At 32.7% G+C, this 25481-nt stretch carries 23 protein-coding genes; 14 read left to right on the forward strand and 9 right to left on the reverse strand.

Features of this window, described 5'->3' with window-relative positions; genetic code table 11:
- The first annotated feature begins 3 nt into the window (after positions 1-3).
- Complete coding sequence (locus tag ATO12_RS03225; RefSeq protein ID WP_034238581.1) at positions 4-525, forward strand: DUF6787 family protein; 522 nt, start codon at positions 4-6, stop codon at positions 523-525.
- Here ATO12_RS03225 and ATO12_RS03230 read toward each other — a convergent pair.
- The 3 genes from ATO12_RS03230 to msrA form a co-directional block, all read right to left on the reverse strand.
- Positions 522-821, reverse strand: coding sequence for a hypothetical protein (locus ATO12_RS03230; RefSeq protein WP_034238584.1), 300 nt, complete (start codon positions 819-821; stop codon positions 522-524). The genes ATO12_RS03225 and ATO12_RS03230 overlap by 4 nt on opposite strands.
- A 63-nt stretch (positions 822-884) precedes the next feature.
- On the reverse strand, positions 885-1481 hold the full coding sequence (folE, locus tag ATO12_RS03235; protein ID WP_034238586.1) for a GTP cyclohydrolase I FolE: 597 nt from the start codon (positions 1479-1481) through the stop codon (positions 885-887).
- Positions 1482-1492: 11 nt separating this feature from the next.
- Entirely contained in the window at positions 1493-2044 is a 552-nt protein-coding gene (gene msrA / locus ATO12_RS03240; RefSeq protein WP_034238587.1) for a peptide-methionine (S)-S-oxide reductase MsrA, read from the reverse strand.
- A gap of 145 nt (positions 2045-2189) precedes the next feature.
- Between msrA and ATO12_RS03245 the strand changes: the two genes are divergently transcribed.
- On the forward strand, positions 2190-4625 hold the full coding sequence (locus ATO12_RS03245; RefSeq protein WP_051575575.1) for a DUF5916 domain-containing protein: 2436 nt from the start codon (positions 2190-2192) through the stop codon (positions 4623-4625).
- A gap of 55 nt (positions 4626-4680) precedes the next feature.
- Positions 4681-5343 (forward strand): ABC transporter ATP-binding protein, encoded by a 663-nt coding sequence (locus tag ATO12_RS03250; RefSeq protein ID WP_034238589.1) that lies wholly within the window; start codon positions 4681-4683, stop codon positions 5341-5343.
- Between the two features lie 131 nt (positions 5344-5474).
- On the opposite strand, the gene ATO12_RS03255 is transcribed toward ATO12_RS03250, so the two are convergent.
- The 3 genes from ATO12_RS03255 to ATO12_RS03265 all read right to left on the reverse strand — a co-directional run bounded on the left by ATO12_RS03255 (position 5475) and on the right by ATO12_RS03265 (position 9454).
- Positions 5475-6308: a M57 family metalloprotease gene (locus ATO12_RS03255; RefSeq protein WP_034238591.1), complete on the reverse strand. Its 834-nt coding sequence runs from the start codon at positions 6306-6308 to the stop codon at positions 5475-5477.
- Between the two features lie 696 nt (positions 6309-7004).
- Positions 7005-7847 carry a M57 family metalloprotease gene (locus ATO12_RS03260; RefSeq protein ID WP_034238594.1) on the reverse strand — a complete coding sequence of 281 codons (843 nt, stop codon included), beginning with the start codon at positions 7845-7847 and terminating at the stop codon, positions 7005-7007.
- A gap of 548 nt (positions 7848-8395) precedes the next feature.
- Positions 8396-9454, reverse strand: a complete 1059-nt coding sequence (locus tag ATO12_RS03265) for a helix-turn-helix domain-containing protein (RefSeq protein WP_034238597.1) — start codon at positions 9452-9454, stop codon at positions 8396-8398.
- A gap of 255 nt (positions 9455-9709) precedes the next feature.
- Between ATO12_RS03265 and ATO12_RS03270 the strand changes: the two genes are divergently transcribed.
- From ATO12_RS03270 to ATO12_RS03285, 4 genes are all read left to right on the forward strand, one after another.
- Positions 9710-10483 carry a TIGR02757 family protein gene (locus ATO12_RS03270; RefSeq protein WP_034238599.1) on the forward strand — a complete coding sequence of 258 codons (774 nt, stop codon included), beginning with the start codon at positions 9710-9712 and terminating at the stop codon, positions 10481-10483.
- 142 nt (positions 10484-10625) lie between these two features.
- Complete coding sequence (locus ATO12_RS03275; protein WP_034238600.1) at positions 10626-12095, forward strand: PhoX family protein; 1470 nt, start codon at positions 10626-10628, stop codon at positions 12093-12095.
- Between the two features lie 4 nt (positions 12096-12099).
- Positions 12100-13902, forward strand: a complete 1803-nt coding sequence (locus ATO12_RS03280; protein WP_034238602.1) for a cytochrome-c peroxidase — start codon at positions 12100-12102, stop codon at positions 13900-13902.
- A gap of 189 nt (positions 13903-14091) precedes the next feature.
- Entirely contained in the window at positions 14092-15300 is a 1209-nt protein-coding gene (locus tag ATO12_RS03285; protein ID WP_034238604.1) for a sensor histidine kinase, read from the forward strand.
- On the opposite strand, the gene ATO12_RS03290 is transcribed toward ATO12_RS03285, so the two are convergent.
- The gene (locus ATO12_RS03290; protein WP_034238606.1) at positions 15297-16865 is read right to left on the reverse strand and encodes an NAD(P)/FAD-dependent oxidoreductase; all 1569 of its coding nucleotides are present in this window, start codon (positions 16863-16865) and stop codon (positions 15297-15299) included. The genes ATO12_RS03285 and ATO12_RS03290 overlap by 4 nt on opposite strands.
- A gap of 172 nt (positions 16866-17037) precedes the next feature.
- Between ATO12_RS03290 and ATO12_RS03295 the strand changes: the two genes are divergently transcribed.
- From ATO12_RS03295 to ATO12_RS03320, 6 genes are all read left to right on the forward strand, one after another.
- The gene (locus ATO12_RS03295; RefSeq protein ID WP_034238608.1) at positions 17038-17580 is read left to right on the forward strand and encodes a porin family protein; all 543 of its coding nucleotides are present in this window, start codon (positions 17038-17040) and stop codon (positions 17578-17580) included.
- A gap of 186 nt (positions 17581-17766) precedes the next feature.
- The gene (locus ATO12_RS03300) at positions 17767-19695 is read left to right on the forward strand and encodes a vWA domain-containing protein (RefSeq protein ID WP_034238609.1); all 1929 of its coding nucleotides are present in this window, start codon (positions 17767-17769) and stop codon (positions 19693-19695) included.
- A complete protein-coding gene (locus ATO12_RS03305; protein ID WP_034238610.1) occupies positions 19692-20945 on the forward strand; it encodes a dihydroorotase in 1254 nt (417 codons plus the stop codon). Before ATO12_RS03300 ends, ATO12_RS03305 begins: the two co-directional genes overlap by 4 nt.
- A gap of 66 nt (positions 20946-21011) precedes the next feature.
- Positions 21012-21341, forward strand: coding sequence for a membrane protein (locus tag ATO12_RS03310; RefSeq protein ID WP_034238611.1), 330 nt, complete (start codon positions 21012-21014; stop codon positions 21339-21341).
- 21 nt (positions 21342-21362) lie between these two features.
- Positions 21363-22172 (forward strand): hypothetical protein, encoded by an 810-nt coding sequence (locus ATO12_RS03315; RefSeq protein ID WP_034238614.1) that lies wholly within the window; start codon positions 21363-21365, stop codon positions 22170-22172.
- 3 nt (positions 22173-22175) lie between these two features.
- Entirely contained in the window at positions 22176-22835 is a 660-nt protein-coding gene (locus ATO12_RS03320; RefSeq protein WP_034238615.1) for an alpha/beta hydrolase, read from the forward strand.
- Here ATO12_RS03320 and ATO12_RS03325 read toward each other — a convergent pair.
- Both ATO12_RS03325 and ATO12_RS03330 read right to left on the reverse strand, forming a co-directional pair.
- A complete protein-coding gene (locus ATO12_RS03325; RefSeq protein WP_034238618.1) occupies positions 22832-24094 on the reverse strand; it encodes a sensor histidine kinase in 1263 nt (420 codons plus the stop codon). The genes ATO12_RS03320 and ATO12_RS03325 overlap by 4 nt on opposite strands.
- The gene (locus tag ATO12_RS03330) at positions 24091-24768 is read right to left on the reverse strand and encodes a response regulator transcription factor (RefSeq protein WP_034238621.1); all 678 of its coding nucleotides are present in this window, start codon (positions 24766-24768) and stop codon (positions 24091-24093) included. Before ATO12_RS03330 ends, ATO12_RS03325 begins: the two co-directional genes overlap by 4 nt.
- A 330-nt stretch (positions 24769-25098) precedes the next feature.
- Here ATO12_RS03330 and ATO12_RS03335 point away from each other — a divergent pair, with 330 nt between their 5' ends.
- Positions 25099-25455: a hypothetical protein gene (locus ATO12_RS03335; RefSeq protein ID WP_034238624.1), complete on the forward strand. Its 357-nt coding sequence runs from the start codon at positions 25099-25101 to the stop codon at positions 25453-25455.
- Positions 25456-25481: the final 26 nt, after the last annotated feature.

The raw sequence follows: 25481 nt of genomic DNA on the forward strand, positions 1-25481 counted from the left end.
GACATGCAAAAATTTAAGGAACGTTGGGAAATAAAAGATAATTGGCAATTAATCTTTCCTATATTAGGACTACTAACTCTAGTATTCTCATCTTATCTGATTGGAAAATACATTCTGAAATTATTACCAATTACCCAAAACGATAGCTTTTATATCGGTGTACTATCTGCGATAATAATTTTTCTATCTTCATTATTTCTTTTTATTACCTTAAAACTTTTTAATGTTCTAGAAACAAAATGGAATGTTTCTTATCGTTGGGAGCTCATTGCCATTTTTATTGCATTTGCTGTAACGGGTTCTACTGCTGCCCGTGTTTCTGATCCTATACTTACTTTTATTGGGCTGCATAGAGATACAACAAATGGTTGGCTGTATTGGCCCGCAAGAATACTATTGATATTTCCTGTATATCAAATATTACTTATTATCGTAGGGTGGCTCTTTGGACAGTTTAAATTTTTCTGGGACTTTGAAAAAAAGATGTTAAGTAGAATGGGATTTGCTCGTTTCTTTAAAGATTAAGAAATATCCACATCTATAATATCTTTTACTTTTTCTTTTTTTACCACATATGTGTATACCCACATAATAGTAAACGTTGGTATAATATCTAAACCTGGTAAAGCCTCTTCTACAAAGGTAAATATCCCGGCAGCTTTACCAACATTACCTTTATACATTCTGGTCATTAACCAGCCAGCTAGTGGAGCCCATATTACATCTCCAAACTCCCCTACTCCGGGAATCACATAGGTAATCATCCCTAAGCCATCAAAAAGTAAACTTAATCCAAGTTTTTTATATTTATCTTTTGCCATATTTAATACATAATTTATAGTTTAATATACAATAAATAAAGCAAAGAGTATTCCAAAAATTTGTTACCCCAGATCTGCTGTAATAAGCCTCAAAAACTCTGATCGGGTCTCTATTTTTTCAAATTGACCTCTAAAACCAGAAGTAGTTGTTACAGAATTTTGTTTCTGTACTCCACGCATCATCATGCACATATGAGAAGCTTCAATTACCACAGCAACACCTTTAGGTTTTAAGGTCGTATTTATACATTCTAAAATATCATGAGTAAGTCGTTCTTGTACCTGTAATCGTCTGGCAAAAACATCAACAATTCTGGGCAATTTGCTTAATCCTACTATATAACCATCAGGAATATAAGCAATATGTGCTTTACCAAAAAACGGTAGCATATGATGTTCACATAACGAATATAATTCGATATCCTTAACTATTACCATATCGTCATAGCCTTCCTTAAACATAGCGCTCTTAAGAATTTCTGCAGGATCCTGATGATATCCTTGTGTAAGAAATTGCATTGCCTTTGCTGCTCGTTCAGGAGTTTTAATTATCCCCTCTCTTTTTGTATCCTCACCCAGGTCTTCAATAATAGATTCAAATTTTTCTTTTACTTCTTCGGTTACTTTTATATTATATTCCTCAAAATTTTTATATAGCATAGCAATTAATTCTATTTTTCTTTTTTCAATTTGCTTTTAAAGGTAGTATTTAATTTGTTAAGTTTTGGATTTATCACAAATTGACAATATCCCTGACTACTATTTTGGTTGTAATAATCCTGATGATATGTTTCGGCATTATAAAATGCTCCTAACGCTGTTACCTCTGTAACAATAGGGCTATCAAAAACAGATTCATCCTCAAGTGTTCTAATTACTTGTTCTGCCATCTTCTGCTGCTGTTCATTGATATAAAAGATAGCACTTCGATATTGCGTACCACGATCTGCACCCTGGCGATTTAAGGTTGTAGGATCATGCGTAGCAAAAAACACTTCAAGTAATTCTTGATAACTGATGCATTTGGGATCATATTCAATTTTAATGGCTTCGGCATGCCCTGTTCTTCCTGTTGTAATTTCACGGTATGCAGGATTCTTAATTGATCCGCCAGTATACCCAGACACTACTTTTACGACTCCTGTTAAACGCTGAAAAACTGCTTCTGTACACCAAAAACAGCCACCAGCTAACACTGCTGTTTCAAAATTATTTTCTTTCATAACTATTTAGTCGTCTTTTTTTCAACGAAAATACATATATGCAACTCCATTTTTTGCTTTTTAACTTTTCGTTAGTACCACATCTCCTAATACAAGCCTAGTTTTGCAATTAATCAAAAAAAAGTAAGGTTTTTATTACAATTTTATGGATATACAATTACATTCAAAAGCTTATGCTATACTTTTACTTTTAATTACATTACAATCTTTTGCTCAGGAAAGAAAAGAAATTATAGCAGAAAGAATAAATAATCCTCCTAAAATTGATGGTGTTCTTGATGATGATGTATGGAAAACTCTTCCGGCTCATGGTAATTTTCAGATGTGGCAACCTGGGAACGAGGGTGAAATACCAAAAGAGATACAATCTGAGGTAAAAATGGCATATGATAATAAAGCTGTTTATTTTGGAGTCTACTTATATGACGATCAACCTAATGCAGTATTACGCCAATTTAGCCAGCGAGATGATATATTTGTTCAGGCCGATCATTTTAGTATTGCTATAAATACCTACAATGATGGAGTTAATGAAACTCGCTTTTATATAACCAGTGCCGGTACTATTGGTGACGCCAGAGCAGATCAGTTTAATGAAGATTTTAGTTATAATGTAGTTTTTGATGCTAAAGTTTCTTTTGATGACCAAGGGTGGTATGCAGAGTTTAAGATACCATATAATGCATTACGTTTTCCAGAAGTGGATATACAGGATTGGAGTATCAACTTTTATAGAAGATCTCTGAGCCGAAATCAGACACACACCTGGAACTTTATTGATAACAAAATTGGGCAACGTACACAATATAATGGTTTGGTTAAAGGTGTAGAGAATGTTAATCCTCCCGTACGACTTACTTTTTTTCCATTTGTGCAAGGCCTGGTATCACACTCTGATGGAGATACCGAAACTGATTTTAGTGCTGGGATGGATGTAAAATACGGATTAAGCGATAGTTTTACATTAGATGCAACTCTAATTCCGGATTTTGGGCAAGCAGCTTTTGATGAAGTTCGTCTTAATTTAGGACCATTCGAACAAACTTTTGGAGAAAACAGACAATTCTTTACTGAAGGTACAGAATTATTTAATAAAGGAAATATTTTCTTTTCCAGAAGAGTTGGTGGTAAACCTTCTACATCTGTATCTGACGATGATCTTAATACGAATGAAGTTGCAGAAGATGCTCCTTCCAAAGTAAACCTTCTTAATGCCTTAAAAATTTCGGGAAGAACAAAAGGAAACCTGGGTATTGGTTTTTTTAATGCGATTACAGAAAAAACAGAAGTCCGAATTACTGATACTATCACTGGAGCTATACGTAAAGAAGTTGTCGAACCTATATCGAATTATAATATTTTTGTATTGGATCAACAGTTTAATAAAAATTCTTCTATTTCCTTAATTAATACCAATGTAACTCGTAGCGGCAGCAAATTTAGAGATGCAAATGTAACTGGGTTGGTTTGGAATCTTGCTAATAAGGCAAACTCTTATCGCCTAACCGGAAGATCTTTGGTTAGTCACGTCAATTCTCCAGGGGATAATGTTGGTGGCTTTGCATCAGAACTTGATTTTGACCGTATTAAAGGTAAAATCAGGTATGGTTTTGGCCATGATTTGGCAAATACGACCTATAATATTAATGATTTGGGAGTAAATTTCAGGAATAATTTTAATAATTTCAGAGTAAGTGCTTCTTATCAAATCTTTGAACCTAAAGGATTATTTAATACGTATCGTATTAATGTTTTTGCAAGACATAGACGACTATATGATCCCAGTATCCAAACACAAAACTCTATAGGTGCAGATTGGTTTTTTGTGACCAGGCAACGATTTGGTTTTGGTGGAAGAGGGTCTTATAACTCTAAGAATAAAGACTATTTTGAGCCTCGTGTAGATGGAAGATTTGTTACTTTTAGTCGAAGTATCGGTGGCAGAATGTTTGTTTCTTCTGATTATCGAAAAAAGTTTGCCTATGATATTAGCGCCGGAACAAGGCAATGGTTTGGTGATGGACAAAAGATTTATAGAATAGAAATTTCTCCCAGGTATCGGTTTTCTGATAAATTATTAGTGATCTGGAGATCAGAATACTATAATCGCCCAAATAATTTTGGATATATTGATGATGATGGCACTGATGTATTTTTGGGACAACGAGATATTGTTTCCTTAGAAAACTCTTTAAGTGCAAGTTATAATTTTAATCCATACAAGGCTGTAAATTTACGTTTTCGAAACTTCTGGAGTACTGCCGATTATTCTGATAATGTATTTTACATTTTGAACGAAGATGGATCCAGGACTCAAATTGATTATGATATTTCTGAAGATAATCCCAATACCAATTTTAATATTTGGAATCTGGACTTAAGTTTTAATTGGAGATTTGCTCCTGGTAGTGAAGCTACTCTACTCTATCGTAATCAAATTTTTAATGATGATGAGTTATCTACCTTAAACTATACACAAAGTCTTGATAATTTGTTTAACAAACCTATTAAGCATACATTATCGCTAAGAGTGGTTTATTTTCTTGATGTGAATAATTTAAAGCGTTCTTCTAAAGGATAATCTTGGGGATTCTAATGATATTGATTACTTTCACTCCTTCAAGTATAGAAAACGGATGATCAAAGCTAATAATATTCATAAAAATTACGGAGACCTTCATGTCCTTAAAGGAGTAGATCTTCATATCAAACAAGGAGAAATTGTTTCTATCGTTGGTGCTTCGGGTGCAGGAAAAACTACATTATTACAAATTTTGGGTACATTAGACCGTGTTAGCGAAGTAAAAAACTGTGAGTTATCGATTAATGAATCCAATATCAATACATTATCTCAGAAACAGCTTTCAAAATTTAGAAATGAACAACTTGGTTTTATTTTTCAATTTCACCAGTTGTTACCCGAATTTACGGCTCTAGAAAATGTATGTATTCCTGCTTTTATAAAAAAAACTCCAAAAGCCAAAGTAGAAAAAAGAGCCAAAGAACTCTTAGATTTCTTAGGGCTTTCTCATCGATATGATCATAAGCCAAGTGAATTATCTGGAGGAGAGCAGCAACGAGTTGCAGTGGCCAGAGCACTTATAAATAATCCAAAAGTGATTTTTGCAGATGAACCATCTGGAAATCTAGATAGTGAAGCTGCAGAAAACTTACATCAATTATTTTTTAAGCTTAGAGATGAATTTGGACAAACCTTTGTTATTGTTACGCATAATCAAGAGTTAGCTGATATGGCTGATAGAAAGTTGGTTATGGTAGATGGTAAGATTGTAGGATAAACCCTCTGGTATAGCAAACTATACCTATGCTATGAATATTATTTCAGAAAGGAACAAAAAAAATAAAAAGGCTGTATATTTAATTATACAGCCTTTTCTTAATAAATTTCAAAGTTCTTAATAATTTTATATTAGTATATATATTGGAGAGCAGCTACATCCCCACTACTAAAACGACCAGTAGCTCCAAATGCTCCACATGAAATCATGATTGATGATCTATCTACGCCTGTTGGAGTTCCTGGGATATGAATAGCACCATCTTGTCCTTGTCCTTCATTTTGACCATTATCACATGATCTAGCAAACCAGTCTGTATGACGTAAACCAATACAGTGTCCCATTTCGTGAGCAATTACATGTTTAGAATAAGTTACACCTCTACTACCTACACTAGGTCCGATTCTTGCCCACTTGTAAGGTCTTCCTCCTGAAGGAAATCCAGCTAATCCACCAGCACCTAGGTCTCCACGTACATAAACTACTATATCTGCTGCTTGATAATTAGTACCAAAACTAAGACTCATTCTAATCGTTAACCCTAAACTGTTATAGCTGTTTACCGCTTGTCTTAAACCTTCTTGTGCTGCTTGGTTTAATCCATTACCACCACCACCTGTGTATCCTAATACTGTGATTGTACGGAGAGAAACAAGATTTCTTGTTCTATATTGCTTCATTCCATTATCTAAGGCCTCTAGGCTTGGCTGGTCTGCAAGTCCCGCAACCGGTATTCCTAGATCTGTACCATTAACGAAGTAGTCTTCACTACTTCCATCCAGGTCTGTAACCGTTTTAATAGTTACATTATTTGTATTAACCCCCATGCTTTCTAGCTTAAGAAGTTGCTCTTTTGTAGGAACATTATCTATTTCATTTACTTCTGCAGCAACTTCTTCTTTTTGACAAGAAGTAATACATCCTGCCACGATAGCGCTAAGCGCTAATAATTTGATAGTTTTCATATTTTAAGTTTGTTAATTTGTGTGAGTGACAAAACCAAAAAAGGTTTTCTATCATCTCGATTAAAAAAATTAGATATTAAGAACTTTGAAATCTTAATACTTAGGTATAGAGTATGTAATCTTTATTGTTCTACATGAAGCTGTTTCAGCATATCGCTAAACAACAAAGTATAAACCGGATAGAGGCTAAAAAGACCTCATATGAATCAAAATTTGGAAAGTTATTTTTGATTGTTCCTCAATAAGAATTTTTAAATCTCAACTTTTAGGCTTTCAAAATGGTCCCTAAGAATCCTAAATTGTATTTAAAAATATTCCGGTTTATAACTTTGTAGCAACCAAGAATTTAATCTATAGTTATCCTATAGACTAATTTTTATTTAGTGAAAATAAAATTGGAATACTGTTGAATAGTGTTTTCATAAGTTAAGAGTTTGTGCAAAATTAGTTGAAGCTAAATTCTACAAAAAAAGGACTTAAATCAATAATTAGATGTCTTTAATCGTGATTTGAGACATCTCAAATCACGATTAAAGACATTTACAAAAAAAGCCTTAAACATAGTAAAAACAAGAAATAACAGAACTTTAATTAATTATAATACGTCTGTAAAAACAGAAAAAAATAAAAAACGAAAAGACTGCCTTTTCAGGCAGTCCCTTCTAAAAAAAATCAAAGTTCTTAATAAATTTTATATTAATATAAGTACTGCAATGCAGTAACATCATTTCTATTTAGAGTCCCATTTTGAGGGTTTCCTTGTGCCGGACAAGAAATCATCAAAGATGTAATATCTACTCCAGTTGGAGTTCCTGGAATATGGATTGCACCATCAGCACCTTGACCTTCAGGTCTACCATCACATACTCTTCTCTGCCAATCTGTATGACGTAACCCTATACAATGCCCCATTTCATGAGCAATAACATGTTGAGTATACGCAACTCCTCTATTTTTAACACTAGGCCCGATTCTTGCCCACTTGTATGGTCTTCCACCAGAAGGAAATCCTGCCAATCCACCAGCTCCTAAATCACTTCTCACATATACTACTAAATCAGCAGCCTGGTAATTGGTACCAAAAGTAAGCCTCATATTAAGAGAAGTATTTAAACTATTGTACCTATTAACAGCTCTCTGTAAGGCCTGTCTTCCTGTATTAGACAGTCCATTACCGCCACCACCTGTATAACCTAATACATTAATTGTACGGTTATTCCTAGAGACAATGTTTCTTGTTCTATACTGCTTCATTCCGTTATCCATAACCCCTAAGCTTGGCTGATCTACAAGTCCAGCAACTGGTATCCCTAGATCCGTGCCATTAACGAAGTAGTCTGCACTACTCCCATCCAGATCGGTTACCGTTTTTACAGATACATCTTCTGTATTAACTCCCATGCTTTCTAACTTAAGAAGCTGTTCTTTTGTAGGAGTATTATTTATTTCATTTACTTCTGCAGCAACTTCTTCTTTTTGGCAAGAAGTAATGCACCCCGCAACGATAGCGCTTAGCGCTAATAATTTAATAGTTTTCATATTTTAAGTTTGTTAATTTGTGTGAGTCAACAAAAACCAAAAGGTTTTCTATCATCTCGATTAAAAAAATAGATATTAAGAACTTTGAAACCTTAATACAATTAAGAATACGTAATCTATATTGTTCTAAATAAGGCTATTTAAGCTATAGCCAAACAACAAAGTATAAACCGGATCGAGGCTAAAAAAACCTCATATGAATCAAAATTTGAAAGGCATTTTGATTATCACTCACTCAATAAGAAATTTTAAATCTCAACTTTCAGGCTTTCAAAATGGTACTTAAGAATCCTAAAATTATATTTAGAAAAATTCCGGTTTATAGCTTTGTAGAAATCAATAATATAACCTACTAGTTATCTTGATATTTTTTTGCTAAAAACAAGAATTGGAATAGTGCTGAATAATGTTTTCATAAGTCGATTGTTTGTGTAAAATTAGTTGATACTAAATTCTACAAAAAAAACGCGCCAACCAACAAACAGGTGTCCCTTAACATGATATAAGATGTCTTAAATCATAATAATAAACATATAAAATCAAGATAATCAATCATCTACATTTTTTGCATATGATGAAGGGGAGACTCCAACAATATCTTTAAAATTTTTGTAAAAAGATGCCCTGGAATTAAAACCTACCTCATTAGCTATTGCAGAAATGCTAAATTTTTTATGCCTATCCATAGACAAAAGTTGTTTAAATTCCTCTATCCTATAATAATTAATGTAATTATTGAAATTTTTATGCTCTATCTTATTAATCGCTTTAGAGATCAGCCTTTCTGGCAACTTTACCTCTTTGGCAAATGTTTTTAAAGTTATTGAAGGGTTTAAATATGCTTTAGTTTCTATCATATATTCTTCAATAACCCTTACTACATTTTCTAATTCTGCCTTAGTTTCTTTTTCTTCTACTTTGGGAGAAATCATATTTATAATATTAATCTGTACAAGACTAGCAATAGTAACATAATAGAGAGAAAGTAAAAGAATAGTATTCATTAAATATCTATAAGATTTTTCGCTAATAAACAAATTCAATGAATTACCCGAGAGATTAAACAGGATACAGATAATACAAAAAACAGTTAACCAATTTAATGATTTGTTTTTGGTAACTTCATAATAATAAGGTAATTGTTTCTTGTGTTTATTATTAATTTTAATAATCATAACAGACATCGTTACGATATAGATACCGCCAACAATGTTCATTATTTTGCCAAAATGCATTGCTTTTAAAGTGGTATGCATTTCTGGGTTTTGCAGCACTAAAAGAAAAAATACTGATAAAAACAAAAACTCTAAGATCGCAGGGATATAGTAATAAAATTTTCGTTTTATATAAATTCCCGTGGTTTCTACAGCGTAGAAAAACAGAAAACTCATGCTTAACAAATTAAATCGAAGTGGGTGGTAATAAACTGCAGGATGCTTCACATATTTAAAAACAAAATATATTGCCATCTCAACACATAAAGTAACAAAAAACAATCCCAGATATCTATTAATATGTACTTTTTTAGATCGATAAAAAAGTAGAACAACAGTAATAACTAACGTTTGTAAGCCACTTATTAAAAATAAATAATCTATAATTTTCATCTCAAGAATCTTTAAATAACAAAATATCACTGACTGTTATTAATATAGATCAATAGAAATGCCTATATGCCTTGTAACATAATAAAAACTATCTTGTTAATGGCATTAAAATAGATAAACTTTTTAACACATAAATTTATTGTACATAAAACTCAAATCTGTATTTTATTTAACCTTTTTCTTAAATATTAATAGATATTCATTAAAATTATCATCTTTGCTGATAATAAAACAACAAAATGATACTATATCCCCGTGAAGAAATTTAACCATATCGACCTCAAAGATTTCCTGGATGAAAAGGCTTTTTACTATGAACAACCAAAATTTATTGAAACAGATCCGGTACAGATTCCTCATCTATATACAAACAAAGAAGATATTGAAATTTCGGGATTTCTTACTGCTACTATTTCCTGGGGGAATCGAAAAAGCATCTTAACCAATTCTCACAAATTAATGTCACTTTTGGGGAATAGTCCGTATGATTTTATAATGAATCATACCGAGGTAAATTTTCAGGATTTTAATGGTTTTGTACATCGAACTTTTAATAGTACTGATCTCTCTTACTTCATCACAGCACTACGGCATGTGTATACTAAATATGGTGATATGGAAGCATTTTTTAAATTGTATAAAGAAGAAGACAACTTTCAGAATGCAATTCATAACTTCAAAAAAGAATTCTTTTCCTTGCCCCATCCGATTAGAACAGAAAAACATATTAGTGACCCTCATAAAAACTCTGCTGCCAAACGAATCAATATGTTTCTACGATGGATGGTAAGAGATGCTTCTGCCGGAGTTGATTTAGGTATTTGGCGTAACCTCTCCCCTTCTCAATTATCATGCCCCTTAGATGTACACTCGGGAAATGTTGCTCGTAAACTGGGATTGCTTACACGCAAACAAAATGATGGAAAAGCATTGTTAGAGCTTGATACAAAATTGAGGGACTTAGATCCCACAGACCCGGTTAAGTACGATTACGCTTTATTTGGACTTGGAGTTTTTGAAAAATTTTAAGTTTAGAACCATTCTAAAGAGTAATCTTAATTTTACATTCTAAACATTTAGATGATATTTCTTTAATAAACATAAAACATCTTCATAAAGTTGTTGAGGCATGCCTTAGGCTAAATTTGTGGAAACAAAAATCCACACAATCATGAAAAATTATCTTATTACTGCCTCTCTAGGTGCAGCGTTACTATTGACCTCTTGCAACCTGGACGATTACACCGGAGATCCTACTAAGCCTCCAACAGGAAAAATTGAGCTAAAAAATCATTCTATCTCCCCTGTTTTATTAGAAAAAACTCCTGAATTTTCTGATATAGAAATATACAACCTGCTTTCTTCTGAAGATACCTATATTCCTGATTTTACATATGGTTCTATGGCAGATGGTGCAGGATTACTTCGTAATAAAAACGGAACATTTACTTTAATTAATAATATAGAAGCAGATTATTCTGTTGCCAGGATCACATTAGACGAAACTTTTAAACCCATTAAGGGAGAACATATCCTTAATGCTTTGGCCACAGCAAATACCGCCCAGTGTTCTGGTTCACTAATTACTCCATCTATACACGGTTTTGGTCCTCTATATCTTTCTGGTGGCGAGTGGGGAGGAAATTCTAAAGGCGTTTTTGCAACCAACCCATATAAGAATGCATCAGAAGCTTCTGCCCCCAGAATGTTACCTGCATTGGGGCAATGGTCTACCGAAAATGCAGTAGCATTAAGCAGACGTGCATACCCAGGTAAAACTGTTGTTTTTATTGGTGATGACAATAGTAATAACGAAGTTCCTTCGGGGCAATTAGGAATGTATGTTGGTAGACAAGGTGACCTTGAAGGAGGTAAATTGTATGGATTGAAAGTAACCTCTCCGGGAGTAACCTACGAAGTAGATATGAAAGAAGGCATTTCTTATGATATGGAGTTTGTGGAATTAACCGAAAAAGATATTGATTTATTAGATGCCGAAGCCAAAGAAAAAGGAGTAATGGGATTTTCTAGATTAGAAGATATAGATTGGAGAAGAGGACGCAGCAGAAAGAATAACCAAGAAGTATACTTTGCCGTAACAGGAAGGGATAAACCCGGATTAGTAGGAAAAGGAACACGTTCTGGAAGAATATACAAAGTAGAACTAAATAATAGAACTCCATATGGCCCCGGTAAAATAACTTGTGTATTAGATGGCGATAAAATCGGTGGTACTGCTGAAGCTTTTCATAGTCCAGATAACATTTTAGTAACCGAAAATTATGCTTACATACAAGAAGATCCAAATGGCATTCAAGATTTTAAACCTGCAGCAAATCACTATTCGAGATTGTATCAATATAATTTAAACACCGGAGAATTAAAAGTTGTATTAGAATGTGATCAACCTAAAGCAGCAGCAGCTGGATACGGTAGTTTAAATAAGATATGGGAAATAACAGGTATGATCGATATATCAGATGTTATAGGTGTTGATGAAACTTTTCTTATGATTACTCAAAATCATGGATGGGAAAGAGCAGACGGAACACCTTTTACCGACCCTACTGCAAATCCTGATGTAGCAAATAGTCGTAAAGAAGGTAGTATGCTTTATGTAATTAAAGGTTTAGAACGATAAACATATGATTTTATCTAAATACAACAAAGAGGCTTATTTTATGATAAGCCTCTTTATCATATTCGGTATTTTTTCTTCTTGTTCAGAAAAGAAAGAAGTGAAAACAGAAAAAGTACCATTTAATATCCAAATGAAAGAACAATTCATTACCGATATTACGATGGCAATTAATCACCTGGATAGTGCTAAAACCGACACCGGGGATGTTAAAAAGTATTTTCTTCAATCCAGGAAGTATTTCAAAAAAATAGAACCCATTTTAGCTTCCCTGGATATAGAAAACTATGGTTTCTTAAACCAACCTAACATTTTGAAGGTTGAAGAAGATGATTTTACCGATATAAAAACTAAACAACCAAGTGGATATCAAGTTCTCGAAGAAGAGATTTTTACAGAAGAAATGAATGCTGTACTGGTGAACAAACACTTGAATCTGGTATCAAGTAGGTTAAAATTAATTAGGAAAAATATTAGTTTTAATCACCTAAAGACATATCATTTTTTATGGCTATTTAGAAAATCAATAGTTCAAATTGCACTTACAGGAATAACAGGTTTTGATTCTCCCGTCTTAGAAAATTCTTTAGAAGAGTCTAAAATAGTATATCAAAGCTTAAAGACTTACCTATCTATCTTTAAAAATGAATTTAACGACGGGGTACTTTTAAAAAAATGGAATCAGGAAATAGAAGCCTCAATTAAAGATCTAAATGCTAATTTTAATACGTTTGATCGATACCGTTTTATTAAAAATCATACCCATAAACAATTAGAATTATGGAATCAGGTTGTAGATGATTGGCAGGTGAGTTTTCCCTTTGAGTTAGCACTAAAAAATGATGCTACTTCTCTTTTTTCTAAAGATACCTATAATCACACTTATTTTGCCGATAGAAATTCTGGAGAAATGACTTCAGAAAAAATAGCATTAGGAAAAAAGCTGTTTTACGATACCAACTTATCTTCGAATAAAAAAATGAGTTGTGCAACCTGCCATCATCCGGATAAAGCATTTACAGACGGGTTAAAAATTGGTGCAAAAGTTACACGTAATACTCCTACTTTATTATATGCCGGTCTGCAAAAAGCATTTTTCTATGATAAAAGAGCTGGTAGTTTAGAGGGGCAGATCATTGCTGTGATAGAAAATGAAAATGAATTTCATACAGATTTAGAAACACTAAGAGAAGTTGTTACACAAGATAGTGTATACACAAAAATTTTTGCCAAAGTTTTTAAAAATCAAAAGGTTGGTAATGCAGAAATTAGGAATGCTATAGCCAGTTATATAAGAAGTTTAGCTCCTTTTAACTCTAAATTTGACCGCAACATAAACGCTCTGGAGCATACGCTTACCCAAAATGAAATTAATGGTTTTAATCTTTTTAATGGTAAAGCCAAATGCGCTACATGTCATTTTGCTCCTGTTTTTAATGGTACTGTACCTCCTAATTACAGAGAATCAGAAATCGAATTAATTGGCGTTCCAGAACGAAATGATACTATTAATGCTACTATTAGTGCTGATTTAGGAAGATATTATGTGTATAAAACTCCTGAAAGAAAGCATTTTTTTAAGACTCCGACGGTTAGAAATGCTGGAAAAACAGCTCCATATATGCATAACGGAGTATATACCACTCTAGAAGATGTTATGGATTTTTATAACCGAGGAGGCGGTATTGGTATTGGTATCCAAAACGAATATCAAACTTTACCTCCCGATCTGTTACATCTCACTAATCAGGAAATAAAGGATATTATTTCGTTTATACATACACTAGAAGATGATATTGAAACCTATTAAAAAGAACTTGGTTGGCTATTAGTAGTCCATTCATTAATTAGAGTATAGATGGTCGTATATCTTCTTCGAACCGTATTACGGTTATCACGTAAAATTGTTATGTAATGCTAATTAATTCGTAATATCTGGGTTATTTTTGTTAATTTTATTAGGAATTGATTCTCATATAAATCAATTCTTTGTAAGAGGATGATATCAAATGCTATACCCATAAACGAAAACTTTAGGTTAGAAGCTTTAAAATCATTAGACATTCTGGATACCAAATCACAGAAAGAGTTTGATGAGATTACGGCTCTTGCTGCGTATATCTGTGAAACAGATATGGCACTAATTTCATTGGTAGATAATGATAGACAATGGTTTAAATCTAAATATGGTTTAAAAACGTGTGAGACTCCTCGTGATAATTCGCTTTGTTCTCATGTTGTTTTACAACCTCATGCTCCTTTAATAATTAAAGATACCCGAGAAGATGAACGTTTTAATGACAGCCCGATTATTCTCGAAGAAAAGCCTATTATCTTTTATGCCGGAATTCCTTTAATAGATAAAGATGGGTTTGCTCTAGGATCCTTATGTGTAATGGATAGTGTTCCCAGAGAGCTTTCTAATAAACAATTAGAATCTCTTAATGCCCTGGCAAAGCAGGTGATTATTCTTTTTGAACTTAACAAAAAGAATAATGATCTTCAAATAATTCAAAACAAGTTAAAGAAACACAACGAATCTTTAAGGGAATTTGCAAGAGTAATATCTCATGATCTCAAAATGCCATTAGCCAATGTTATTACCTCTACAGATTTATTAAAGCTTAAACTAGAAGATAAACTGGATAATGAAAGTTTAGAGTATTTTGATTACATCAAAACTTCTTCTTTCTCTATGAGTAGTTATATTAGTGATGTACTTGATCATTATGAGAGTGAAAGTTTAATCCATAATAAACCCGAAGAGTTTTATTTAAATCATCTGTTGAGTAAAATTGTTGATTTACTTGCTATGAAACCGGATTTTACTATTTATTTTCCAGAAGAAGATCCAATCATACAATGTAATAAACTGGCCTTAAAACAAATTTTCTTTAACCTTATCGGAAACAGTATCAAATATAATGACAAAGACCAGATCATTATATCAATAGAAATTAACGAAGATGAGAATTTTTATTATTTCAGAATAACAGATAACGGAATGGGGATTCCGAATGATAAGTTAGATACTATTTTTGAGCTTTTTACAACCGCTAATACTACAGACAGAAGCGGTAATAAAGGTAATGGTATTGGGCTTTCTACGGTAGAAAAATTAGTTAAAAACCTAGGGGGATATATTAAAGTATCTTCTAAAGAAAAGGTTCAGACTACTTTTGAATTTTCTATAAAAAAATCGAATTAAACCGTTTTAGATAGTATTGTTGCAACACAAGCCTGGGCACATTTTTCACCATCGATAGCTGCAGAAATTATACCTCCGGCATATCCTGCACCTTCTCCACAAGGGTATAATCCTTTAATTTGCGTATGTTCTAATGTTTTCCAGTCTCTGGGAATACGAACAGGTGATGATGTCCTGGACTCGGGAGCATGTACTACAGCATCATTGGTAAGATATCCTTTCATACTTTTACCAAATGCTTTAAAACCGTCTTGTAATGTTTGATGAATAAATTTGGGAAATACCACACCCATATCAGCAGATGTTAAACCTGGTTTATACGAAGTTTCCGGAAGATTTGTTGATATTCTTCCTTCAACCATATCTACTAATTTTTGCGCGGGAACCTTTTGAGTCTTTCCTCCTACTTGCCATGCATACTGCTCTATACTTTTCTGAAAGTATACTCCAGATAATGGACCATATTTAGAAAATTCTTTAAAATCTTCTACCCGCAATTCTATAACAATACCACTATTGGCAGTAGGTTGATCCCGCTTAGAAGGAGACCAGCCATTTGTGACCACTTCTCCAGGGCTAGTAGCGCAAGGAGCAATAACACCACCGGGACACATACAGAAAGAATACATTCCTCTGCCTTTTACCTGTTTTACGATACTATATGGTGAAGGAGGTAAATAAGGCCCTCGAACCTCGCAAGAATACTGGATCTGGTCTATGAGTTTTTGCGGGTGTTCTACTCGTACTCCCAAAGCAAATGGCTTTGCTTCGATCTCTATTTTTTTATCATACAATAGCGTAAATATATCTCTTGCAGAATGCCCTGTGGCCAGAATAACTTTATTCGTAGCAATAGTACTTCCATCCAATAGAGTAACGCCATTGATTTCAGAATTTTTAATTTCAAAATCTATGACACGAGTATCAAAATGTACTTCTCCTCCTCTCTCCACAATTTTCTCTCGTATTGCAGTTATAATACCCGGTAATTTATTTGTTCCAATATGGGGATGTGCTTCGACCAAAATCTGATCGGTAGCCCCAAATCCAACCAAAAGCTCTAAAATACGATGCACATCTCCTCTTTTCTTAGATCGGGTATATAGTTTACCATCACTATATGTACCTGCACCACCTTCTCCAAAACAATAATTAGAATCTTCGTTAACAATATGATCTCTGGTAATAGCTTTAAGATCTCTACGACGTGCCTGTACATCTTTTCCTCGTTCTAAAACAATGGGTTTACACCCTAATTCTATACAGCGTAGTGCTGCAAACAGACCTGCAGGGCCAGCACCAATAATAACAACCTCTGGTGCATTAGAAACATCTGGATATTCTGGTAATACAATAGGTTGCTCTATAAAGTCTTCCTGTACATATACTTTTAGCTTCAAATTGACCTTAATTGCTCGTTGCCGCGCGTCTATAGAACGTTTTAAAACCTGAATATGTCTAATTTCATCCAAAGGGATACCATTCTTATGCGCAACCTTACTTTTTAACCGATCAGGATGTGCTGCAATTTCTGGCGAAACTTGTATCGTGAATTCGTGTTGCAATCTTAACTTAGGTTTTGAATTTGGGGCGAAGATACAACATTCTTTGCTTCAAAATAATGCAGATAAAACATCAAAATGGTATTTGTAAGCAAGTCGAATCTTTCTAGATTTAACCTTTTCTTAAGATATTAGTCCCTATCTTTGATCTCAAACAAACCTTAAATTTACAATTATGAAAAAGCTTTTTTTATTAGCAATTGCGGTAATCGGTTTTTCAATTTCTTCAAATGCACAGGACATCAAACTTGGTTTTAAAGGTGGGGTAAACTTCGCTACTTTAAATGGGGACGGTTACAATGGTTTAGACGGACGTACAGGATATCATATTGGTGCTGTAGTTCAAGTTGGATTAACAGATATGTTTGCTATACAGCCAGAACTTATATATTCTGCGCAAGGAGCAAAATTTAAAGCCCTTGGTATTGATCAGGATATTGATGTTGATTATTTAAACCTTCCGGTTTTGGTAAAATTTAAATTCGCTAAATTTTTTAGTGCAGAAGCGGGACCTCAATTCGGTTTTATAGTTAATGACAATTTTAATGGTGGTACTGATCCAGAAAGTTTTGATCTAAGTGCAGCTGTAGGTGCCGGAGTAGAATTTGGTTCTTTTTTCGGTCAGTTACGATATAATATTGGGTTTACTGATATTGTAGATAATGTAGAAGCTAAAAATTCTGTATTTCAAGTTTCTGTTGGCTATTATATCTTTTAGTAAAGAGAAAGATTTATATAGGGAAAGCGGAAGTTTTACTTCCGCTTTTTTTAGGCATAAAAAATAATGCTCTTTCTCTTACCTCTCTATATTTATTTTAATTTTTGACTCATAATTTGCGAATTGATAATTTTCAAATTCATAAATCCCAAATCTTATAGTATATTTGACAAACCTTACTAAGGAATGCAGTTTAAACACCCAGAATTTCTTTACGCTCTCTTTGCACTTATAATTCCTATTCTAGTTCATTTATTTCAGTTACGACGCTTTCAGAAGGTTAATTTTACAAATGTTCAGTTTCTAAAAGCGGTTACCATACAAACTCGTAAGAGTTCTCAGATCAAAAAATGGTTAACGCTTCTTGCTCGATTATTAGCTATGGCAGCTATCATTTTTGCTTTTGCACAGCCATTTCTGGCATTAGAAGAAATTGTTGGTAAAAAAAGTAAAACCGTAGTATACCTGGATAATTCGTTTAGTATGCAGGCCAAAGGCTCTAAAGGGCCTCTCCTAAAACGTGCTGTACAAGAAATTCTTAGTGACCTTCCTGAAGAGGAAACCATATCTATTTTTACCAATACAGAGACTTTTGTTGATGTTTCTAAACAAGATATTCAGAATGACTTGTTACAAATAGAGTACTCATCTAATCAACTCTCTTATTCGGCAGCCTATCTTAAAGCTAAACAATTAGCAGGAACATCTTCAGAAACCAATAAACGTATCATAATGGTTTCAGATTTTCAACAAAAAGAAAATGCCTTTAGTATACAAAAAGATACAGATACAAAAACGCACCTTGTTCAGCTACAACCAGTCACCAGGCAAAATATTGCCATCGACAGTCTGTACTTAAGGCATAATACAAATAATGATCTTACTCTTAATGTCGCATTAAGCAATACCGATACTAACGCAGAAAATACTTCTATTGCGTTATATAATGATGATAAATTAATTGCCAAAACAGCGGTTTCTATTCCAGAAAATGGTAGTGCTGAAACTGAATTCCGTTTAGATGAAAATATAAAAATTAACGGTCGGGTTACTATAGAAGATCCCGTAATAACCTTTGATAATTCTAGGTTTTTTACAATAAATGCTCCAGAAAAGATTAAAGTTGTTGCTATTAATGAAACAGATGATAATTTTATAAAAAATATTTTTACTTCGGATGAATTTGCAGTGCAAAGCAGCTCTGTCGAAAGGCTTAATTATAATGATATTAGTAATGCAAACCTGGTAATCATTAATGAGGTTAAACAAATTCCGGTATCACTTATCAATGCATTAAAGCCTTTTGTTGATCAAGGAGGTACTATTTGTTTTATTCCTGCAACAAATGGAGATTTGATTTCGTATCAACAGTTTATCAATGGATATTCGACACAAGGGTTATCGACAGAAATAACACGAGAAAAGAAAATCACTTCTATTAACTTCTCACATCCATTATATCGTGGGGTTTTTGATAAAAAGATTACTAATTTTCAATATCCAAAGGTAAATAGTTATTATCAGGCAAATGCATCCAATATCATATTATCTTTTGAAGATAACAGCCCTTTCTTATATAAAACAAATAATATATATGTATTTACATCGGCTATAAATCAGGAAAATTCTAATTTTAAAAATTCTCCATTAATCGTTCCTACATTATATAATATTGGTAAACAAAGCTTACAACTTACAGATATATCATATACTATTGGTCAAATTAATTCTTATGATATTCCTATAGCTCTCGGACAGGACGGAATATTGTCTTTGGTTTCTGAACAGGAAAATATCATACCATTACAACAGAGTTTTTCTACAAAAGTGAATATAACGACAGACGAAGTTCCTACACGGGCAGGAATTTATAGTGTACAAGATAAAAATAACAGTATTCAACAACATGTAAGTTATAATTATAATAGTGCAGAGAGTGATTTACAATATTATAACTTAACTACTACAGATGATTATCAAGTAAGCCAATCTGTCACAGAGCTTTTTGACCAGATAAAAGAAGAGACTAGTGTTAATGAACTTTGGAAATGGTTTGTTATTTTTGCGTTGATATTCTTACTAATTGAAATACTACTATTAAAATATCTAAAATGAACTTCTTATTAAAGGCTGCTACTGTAATTGACTCAAAATCTCCTTTTCATCGTCAAACAGTTGATATATTAATCGAAAACGGAGTAATTACAGATATAAAGAAGACAATCAAAGCCTCTGATCATGTTGAAGAAGTTATATTAGATAACCTACACATTTCACAAGGATGGTTTGATAGTAGTGTAAGTTTTGGTGAACCAGGGTATGAAGAACGTGAAACTATTGATCATGGTTTACAAGTGGCTGCAAAAAGTGGTTTCACAGCTATAGCGTTACACCCAAATACATTACCGGTAACCGACAATAGTACTGCTATTGGTTTTCTGAAAGGAAAGTCCCAGAATAGCGCAGTATCACTATATCCTATCGGAGCGTTGACTATACAGTGTAAAGGCGTGGATATGGCAGAATTATATGATATGCAACAAGCAGGTGCTATTGCCTTTGGGGACTATAAAAAAGCCATTCAAAACCCTAATTTATTAAAGATTGCTCTTCTCTATGCGCAAAATTTTAATGGATTGGTTCTATCTTTTCCTCAAGAAAATAATATTGCCGGAAAAGGAATGGTTAATGAAGAAGAGCAAAGTACTTTACTTGGGTTAAAAGGAATTCCTGCGTTAGCAGAAGAGTTACAGATTGCGAGAGATTTATTTCTACTAGAATATACCGGTGGCACCTTACACATCCCTACAATTTCGACAGCAAAATCGGTAGCATTAATTCGGGATGCAAAGGCAAAAGGATTACAAATAAGTTGTAGTACAACTGTTCATCATTTAACCCTAACCGATAAAGAGCTGGTTACATTCGATACTAATTATAAGGTACTCCCTCCATTAAGAACACAAAAAGATGTAGATGCCCTGGTAAAAGGTATAAACGATGGTACTATTGATATGGTTACCAGTGATCATCAACCTATAGATGTAGAACATAAAAAGGTAGAGTTTGATCACTCCAAATACGGTACTACTGGTTTAGAAAGTGCCTTTGGAACTCTTAATACGATATTAGATATTGAACAAACCATAGCAATGCTTACCAATGGTAAATCTATTTTCAAAATAGAAAGTGAGAGCATTGAAATAGGTAATAAAGCAGATTTATCTTTATTTAATCCTACAGGGGATATTACTTTTACAGAAGAGCATGTTATATCTTCTTCAAAAAATAGTGCTTTTATAGGAAAATCTACAAAAGGAGCTCCTTATGGTATTATCGCCAACGGAAAAATGATATTAAAATAAGTATATTACAAAACTAATTCTTCATTACGATCTAGTGTAGTAATAAAATCATATAACACAACAATTATGCAATCTGACTACGCAAAACAAGGAAAAACAGCAGCTATTGTTTCATATATCACCATTATTGGTACAATTATAGCTTTTTTTATGAATCAGGAAAATAAAAATCAGTTTGCAAGTTTTCATATCAGGCAAGCACTGGGTACATGGATTAGTTTCTATCTTTTAATAGCCTTGGCTAATATTTTTAACTCACTAATGATTCATATCGCTTTCTATATCTTCTGCATTGTGCTCATTGTTTTTGGGCTTATCTTGGCTATACGAGAAGAGCAAAAAACAGTTCCCATTTTAGGGCCATATTTTCAGGAGTGGTTTAGTTTCATTAAATAGAAGATGATAACGAACTAGGTTATGGTTAAAAAAATAGCAAAACTAGTTCTTAAACTCTTATTATTTCTTTTTTTAACGGCTCTAACCCAAATTGGCGGAGTTATATATGTTCTTATAGAATTACTTGTTAAAAGAAACATACACAAGTATAGGTTCAAAAAAACAATTATATTCCTTATCTCATATATAGGCATAACATTTTTGATTGTACCCTATATCGCCCCATTATTTGGTAGAGAAAAAATTAAAGATACTACACAGATAAAAGCGCATAGCTTCGTAACAAAACTTCTAAACCGCAATTATGTGCGTCCAGAACTTCATATTGCACTAAAAGAAATTGCAAATTCATTTCATCAAACGAATCCTAATGTCGCATTAGTATATTTGGATGCTAACTTTCCATTTATAGATGGTTTTTCATTGCTTCCGCATTTAAGTCATAATGATGGAAAAAAAATTGACATCTCATTTATTTACTTAGATCATAATTACCAGATAACCAACAAAAAGCCTTCAGTTAGTGGCTATGGAATATTTGAATCCCCCACTCAACAAGAATATAATCAAACCGTAATTTGCAAACAAAAAGGAAACTGGCAATATGATTTTACAAAATACATCACTTTGGGAACCCTAAACAAAGGGTTAAAATTTTCTAAAAAAGCTACAAAAGATTTACTTTTGGCAATCGTAAAACAAAAACAGATAGAGAAGGTTTTTATAGAACCACATCTTAAGAATAGATTAAAGATACAAAGTGCCAAAATACGATTTCATGGATGCCAGGCAGTACGCCATGATGATCATATACACATACAATTAAAATAAACTATGCAAACCAAGACATTATCATTATATCACATTGTAAAAGAACCAACAATAAAAAAAGATAAGACTCCTGTTCTATTTATGTTTCATGGGTATGGTAGCGATGAGAATGACCTTTTTTCTTTTGCTACAGAACTACAGGAAGAATTGTTTATTATTTCGGTTCGGGCACCTTATCCTATGCAGCCTTATGGCAATGCGTGGTATGCAATTTACTTTGATGCTGCTCAGGGAAAATTTAGTGATGATAAACAAGCTATCGAATCCAGAGATAAAATTGCTAATTTTATAGATGAAGCTATACATGCTTATGATCTGGATAAGGATAATGTTACTCTTCTTGGATTTAGCCAGGGAACTATCCTTAGTTACGCGGTTGCACTCTCTTACCCACAAAAAGTAAAAAATGTAATTGCATTAAGTGGATATATAAATGAAGATATTTTGGTTGATAATTACAAAACAAATGACTTTTCTAAACTAAACTTATATTGTTCTCATGGTAGTGTAGATCAAGTAATTCCTGTAGATTGGGCACGTAAAGCTCCTATGCTACTTTCAGAACTTGGTATAACAAGTTCACTAAATGAATTTCCGGTAGGTCACGGTGTCGCACCGCAGAATTTTTATCAGTTTAAAGAGTGGTTAAGTGCTCACATTTAGAATTTTAGTGTAATCTTATGCCAAATATCTGTGTTTTTATAGCTTATAGAAAAGTTGTAGTAATCAACAATTCGATATACCAGTGATAACCCAAGACCACTAGAATCAGGTCTGTTTCCTGATTTCTTAAAACGTCCGAATAATTCTTCTTCTGAAATTTCTAAGGGTTCTCCTGTATTTTTAATCTCAAAATACGCATTGGTAAGGGTCATTACAATTTTTCCTGATTCTATATTGTGTTTTATAGCATTACTAATCAAATTGTTAAATAGCACATAGGCCATTGTTTCGTTAATCTCTATCGACGGATTTTCTTTAAAATCAAGAATTACCTCTATATTTTTAATATCAAGTAATTCTTTTACTCTTCCTATTTTCTTTTTAAGATATTCTGCTACTATTAGTTTTGATGTATCTATAAATTGATTATTATCAATTTTTGATAGTAAGGAAAGATTGTCTTTTAGCTTAGATAACCTTCCTGTAGACTCGTATACTTGTCCTAAAATAGATATTTGATGTTCTGAAAGGTTCTTATCCTGCATCAAAAGTTCCATTTTGTTTTTAATAATTGCTAGTGGTGTTTGTATCTCATGGGAAGTATTCTCGGTATATTCTTTTAAATTCTTATAATCTTTTGTCACTTGATTTGTCATAAGTTCTAGTGCAGAGTTTAACTCTTTAAACTCTATTATATTAGTTTCACTAAAAGATAAAGGCTTTGGCTTTTTAACATTAAAATCTTTTATCTGACTTAGCGTATTGTAAAAAGGGATCCAAATTCGTTGTGAAACAATATTACTCAATACAAGCATCGTAATAAAAAACAAAGCAGTAATCAAAGCAATAACCTGTGTAACACCACGTATTAAATCTTCTGTAGAAAGTAATGATTTGGTTATCGAAAAGACATAGAAATTATCTCTTACTTTATCAGAGAAAGTGATTTGTCTATAGTTCATCTCTTCATTTTGATATTCATTAAATAATACCGTGTCTTTTATAAATGTTTGGATTTTTGGGTCTTTATCTACTTTTTGGATGACAATATTATCTCCAATATTTAGACTATAACTACTTAATAACTCATCATGCCTGTAAAGCTCATCAATTAATTCTTCTTTTGCTGCAAATAATTTATCATTAAACTCACTGTTTACAGTACGTCTAATAACAAAGTAAGAAGATAAACCTCCTACAAGTGATACAATAAATAACCCTGTAAAATAATAACGATTGGATAAACTTAGTAGTTTCATTGATCAGAAAATTTATACCCTACACTGTATACCGTCTGTATATAATCTTTACCACCATGTTCGAGAATTTTTTTTCTAAGGTTTTTTAAATGAGAATAGATGAAATCGTAAGAATCTGCAATCCCCATTTCATCTCCCCATAAATGTTCTGCAATAGATCCTTTAGGAATTACACGATTTGGATTAGAGATAAAATATAGCATGAGATCATACTCCTTTTTAGTAAGTTTTAGAATTTTGTTATGTACTTTAACACTCATTTCATAAGGAAATACTTCAATTTCATTAAAGGTAATTGTATTTTGGGCATCAAAATTTCTTCTACGTATAATTGCCTTTATACGTGCATTTAGTTCTGCAAGATCAAATGGTTTTGTAAGGTAATCATCTGCCCCAATATCAAGGCCATAAATTCTATCATCAATAGCATTACGTGCAGATACAATGATAATTCCTGATTTTGATCTCATTCCTTTAATCTGTTTAATTACATCAAGACCGCTACCGTCAGGAAGATTAATATCAACAACCAGACAATCATATTCATAATCCCAGCTTTTTTCTTTTGCTTCTGCCAGGTTATCTGTCCATTCACATTGGTATCCTTCTCTCTCGAGATATTGTACCATTGATTCGGCAAGCATATGTTCATCTTCTATAATTAGAATTTTCACTCCGTTCAGATTAAATTTAATACTCTAATTCCCTTCAATTAAAGAAACGAATAATTATCAGAAAGCAAAAGTTTTTGCAAACAATATTCATCTTCAAAAAAAAGTTGATTAGTAACTTAAAAAAAATATGTAACTAACTACATTTAACTAACTGCATTACAGATATCTATTAAAAAAAACAGAACCTAAATAGCTTCTACAGATTTCCTACAGATTCTCCACAAATTCTCTACAGATTCTAATTCTACTTTCGCACCCAATAAAACAAACTGGTTACAAAACAACAACTTAACCACAATTAGAAGATGTTTTAACCATAATACAAATACTATGAAAAAAATACTTAGCTTAATCTTATTTCTGTTTTTACAAATAAGTTTTTCGCAAACCCAAGAGGATTATCAACAAAAAATTATCGAAGTTACTGATGCATATAACGCAAAAGATGCCGGTAAGATTTTTAACTCGTTCTCTCCCCAATTACAATCGACATTTACAATCGAAAAAGTAAAACAATTCCTTTCTGAAAACCAATCAAAAAAAGGGCCAATGGGAACTTCTTCTTTTTTATTAGATGAAGACAAAGCAAAAAGATACCTAACAGAATTCGAGAATACTTCTATGATTCTAATTCTGGGGTTATCACCCGATAAGAAAATTACAAAACTAATCCTTGAAGATTACTAATACATAAATACTTTAATAATAATAAA

The organism is Aquimarina atlantica (assembly GCF_000626715.1).
GTDB classification, from domain to species: Bacteria; Bacteroidota; Bacteroidia; order Flavobacteriales; family Flavobacteriaceae; genus Aquimarina; species Aquimarina atlantica.

Bases quoted from the DNA above. Each gene is read 5' to 3' on its own strand.
- ATO12_RS03225 (WP_034238581.1), top strand. From the start codon at position 4: ATGCAAAAATTTAAGGAACGTTGGGAAATAAAAGATAATTGGCAATTA.
- ATO12_RS03230 (WP_034238584.1), bottom strand. From the start codon at position 821: ATGGCAAAAGATAAATATAAAAAACTTGGATTAAGTTTACTTTTTGAT.
- folE (WP_034238586.1), bottom strand. From the start codon at position 1,481: ATGCTATATAAAAATTTTGAGGAATATAATATAAAAGTAACCGAAGAA.
- msrA (WP_034238587.1), bottom strand. From the start codon at position 2,044: ATGAAAGAAAATAATTTTGAAACAGCAGTGTTAGCTGGTGGCTGTTTT.
- ATO12_RS03245 (WP_051575575.1), top strand. From the start codon at position 2,190: ATGGATATACAATTACATTCAAAAGCTTATGCTATACTTTTACTTTTA.
- ATO12_RS03250 (WP_034238589.1), top strand. From the start codon at position 4,681: ATGATCAAAGCTAATAATATTCATAAAAATTACGGAGACCTTCATGTC.
- ATO12_RS03255 (WP_034238591.1), bottom strand. From the start codon at position 6,308: ATGAAAACTATCAAATTATTAGCGCTTAGCGCTATCGTGGCAGGATGT.
- ATO12_RS03260 (WP_034238594.1), bottom strand. From the start codon at position 7,847: ATGAAAACTATTAAATTATTAGCGCTAAGCGCTATCGTTGCGGGGTGC.
- ATO12_RS03265 (WP_034238597.1), bottom strand. From the start codon at position 9,454: ATGAAAATTATAGATTATTTATTTTTAATAAGTGGCTTACAAACGTTA.
- ATO12_RS03275 (WP_034238600.1), top strand. From the start codon at position 10,626: ATGAAAAATTATCTTATTACTGCCTCTCTAGGTGCAGCGTTACTATTG.
- ATO12_RS03280 (WP_034238602.1), top strand. From the start codon at position 12,100: ATGATTTTATCTAAATACAACAAAGAGGCTTATTTTATGATAAGCCTC.
- ATO12_RS03285 (WP_034238604.1), top strand. From the start codon at position 14,092: ATGATATCAAATGCTATACCCATAAACGAAAACTTTAGGTTAGAAGCT.
- ATO12_RS03295 (WP_034238608.1), top strand. From the start codon at position 17,038: ATGAAAAAGCTTTTTTTATTAGCAATTGCGGTAATCGGTTTTTCAATT.
- ATO12_RS03300 (WP_034238609.1), top strand. From the start codon at position 17,767: ATGCAGTTTAAACACCCAGAATTTCTTTACGCTCTCTTTGCACTTATA.
- ATO12_RS03305 (WP_034238610.1), top strand. From the start codon at position 19,692: ATGAACTTCTTATTAAAGGCTGCTACTGTAATTGACTCAAAATCTCCT.
- ATO12_RS03310 (WP_034238611.1), top strand. From the start codon at position 21,012: ATGCAATCTGACTACGCAAAACAAGGAAAAACAGCAGCTATTGTTTCA.
- ATO12_RS03315 (WP_034238614.1), top strand. From the start codon at position 21,363: ATGGTTAAAAAAATAGCAAAACTAGTTCTTAAACTCTTATTATTTCTT.
- ATO12_RS03320 (WP_034238615.1), top strand. From the start codon at position 22,176: ATGCAAACCAAGACATTATCATTATATCACATTGTAAAAGAACCAACA.
- ATO12_RS03325 (WP_034238618.1), bottom strand. From the start codon at position 24,094: ATGAAACTACTAAGTTTATCCAATCGTTATTATTTTACAGGGTTATTT.
- ATO12_RS03335 (WP_034238624.1), top strand. From the start codon at position 25,099: ATGAAAAAAATACTTAGCTTAATCTTATTTCTGTTTTTACAAATAAGT.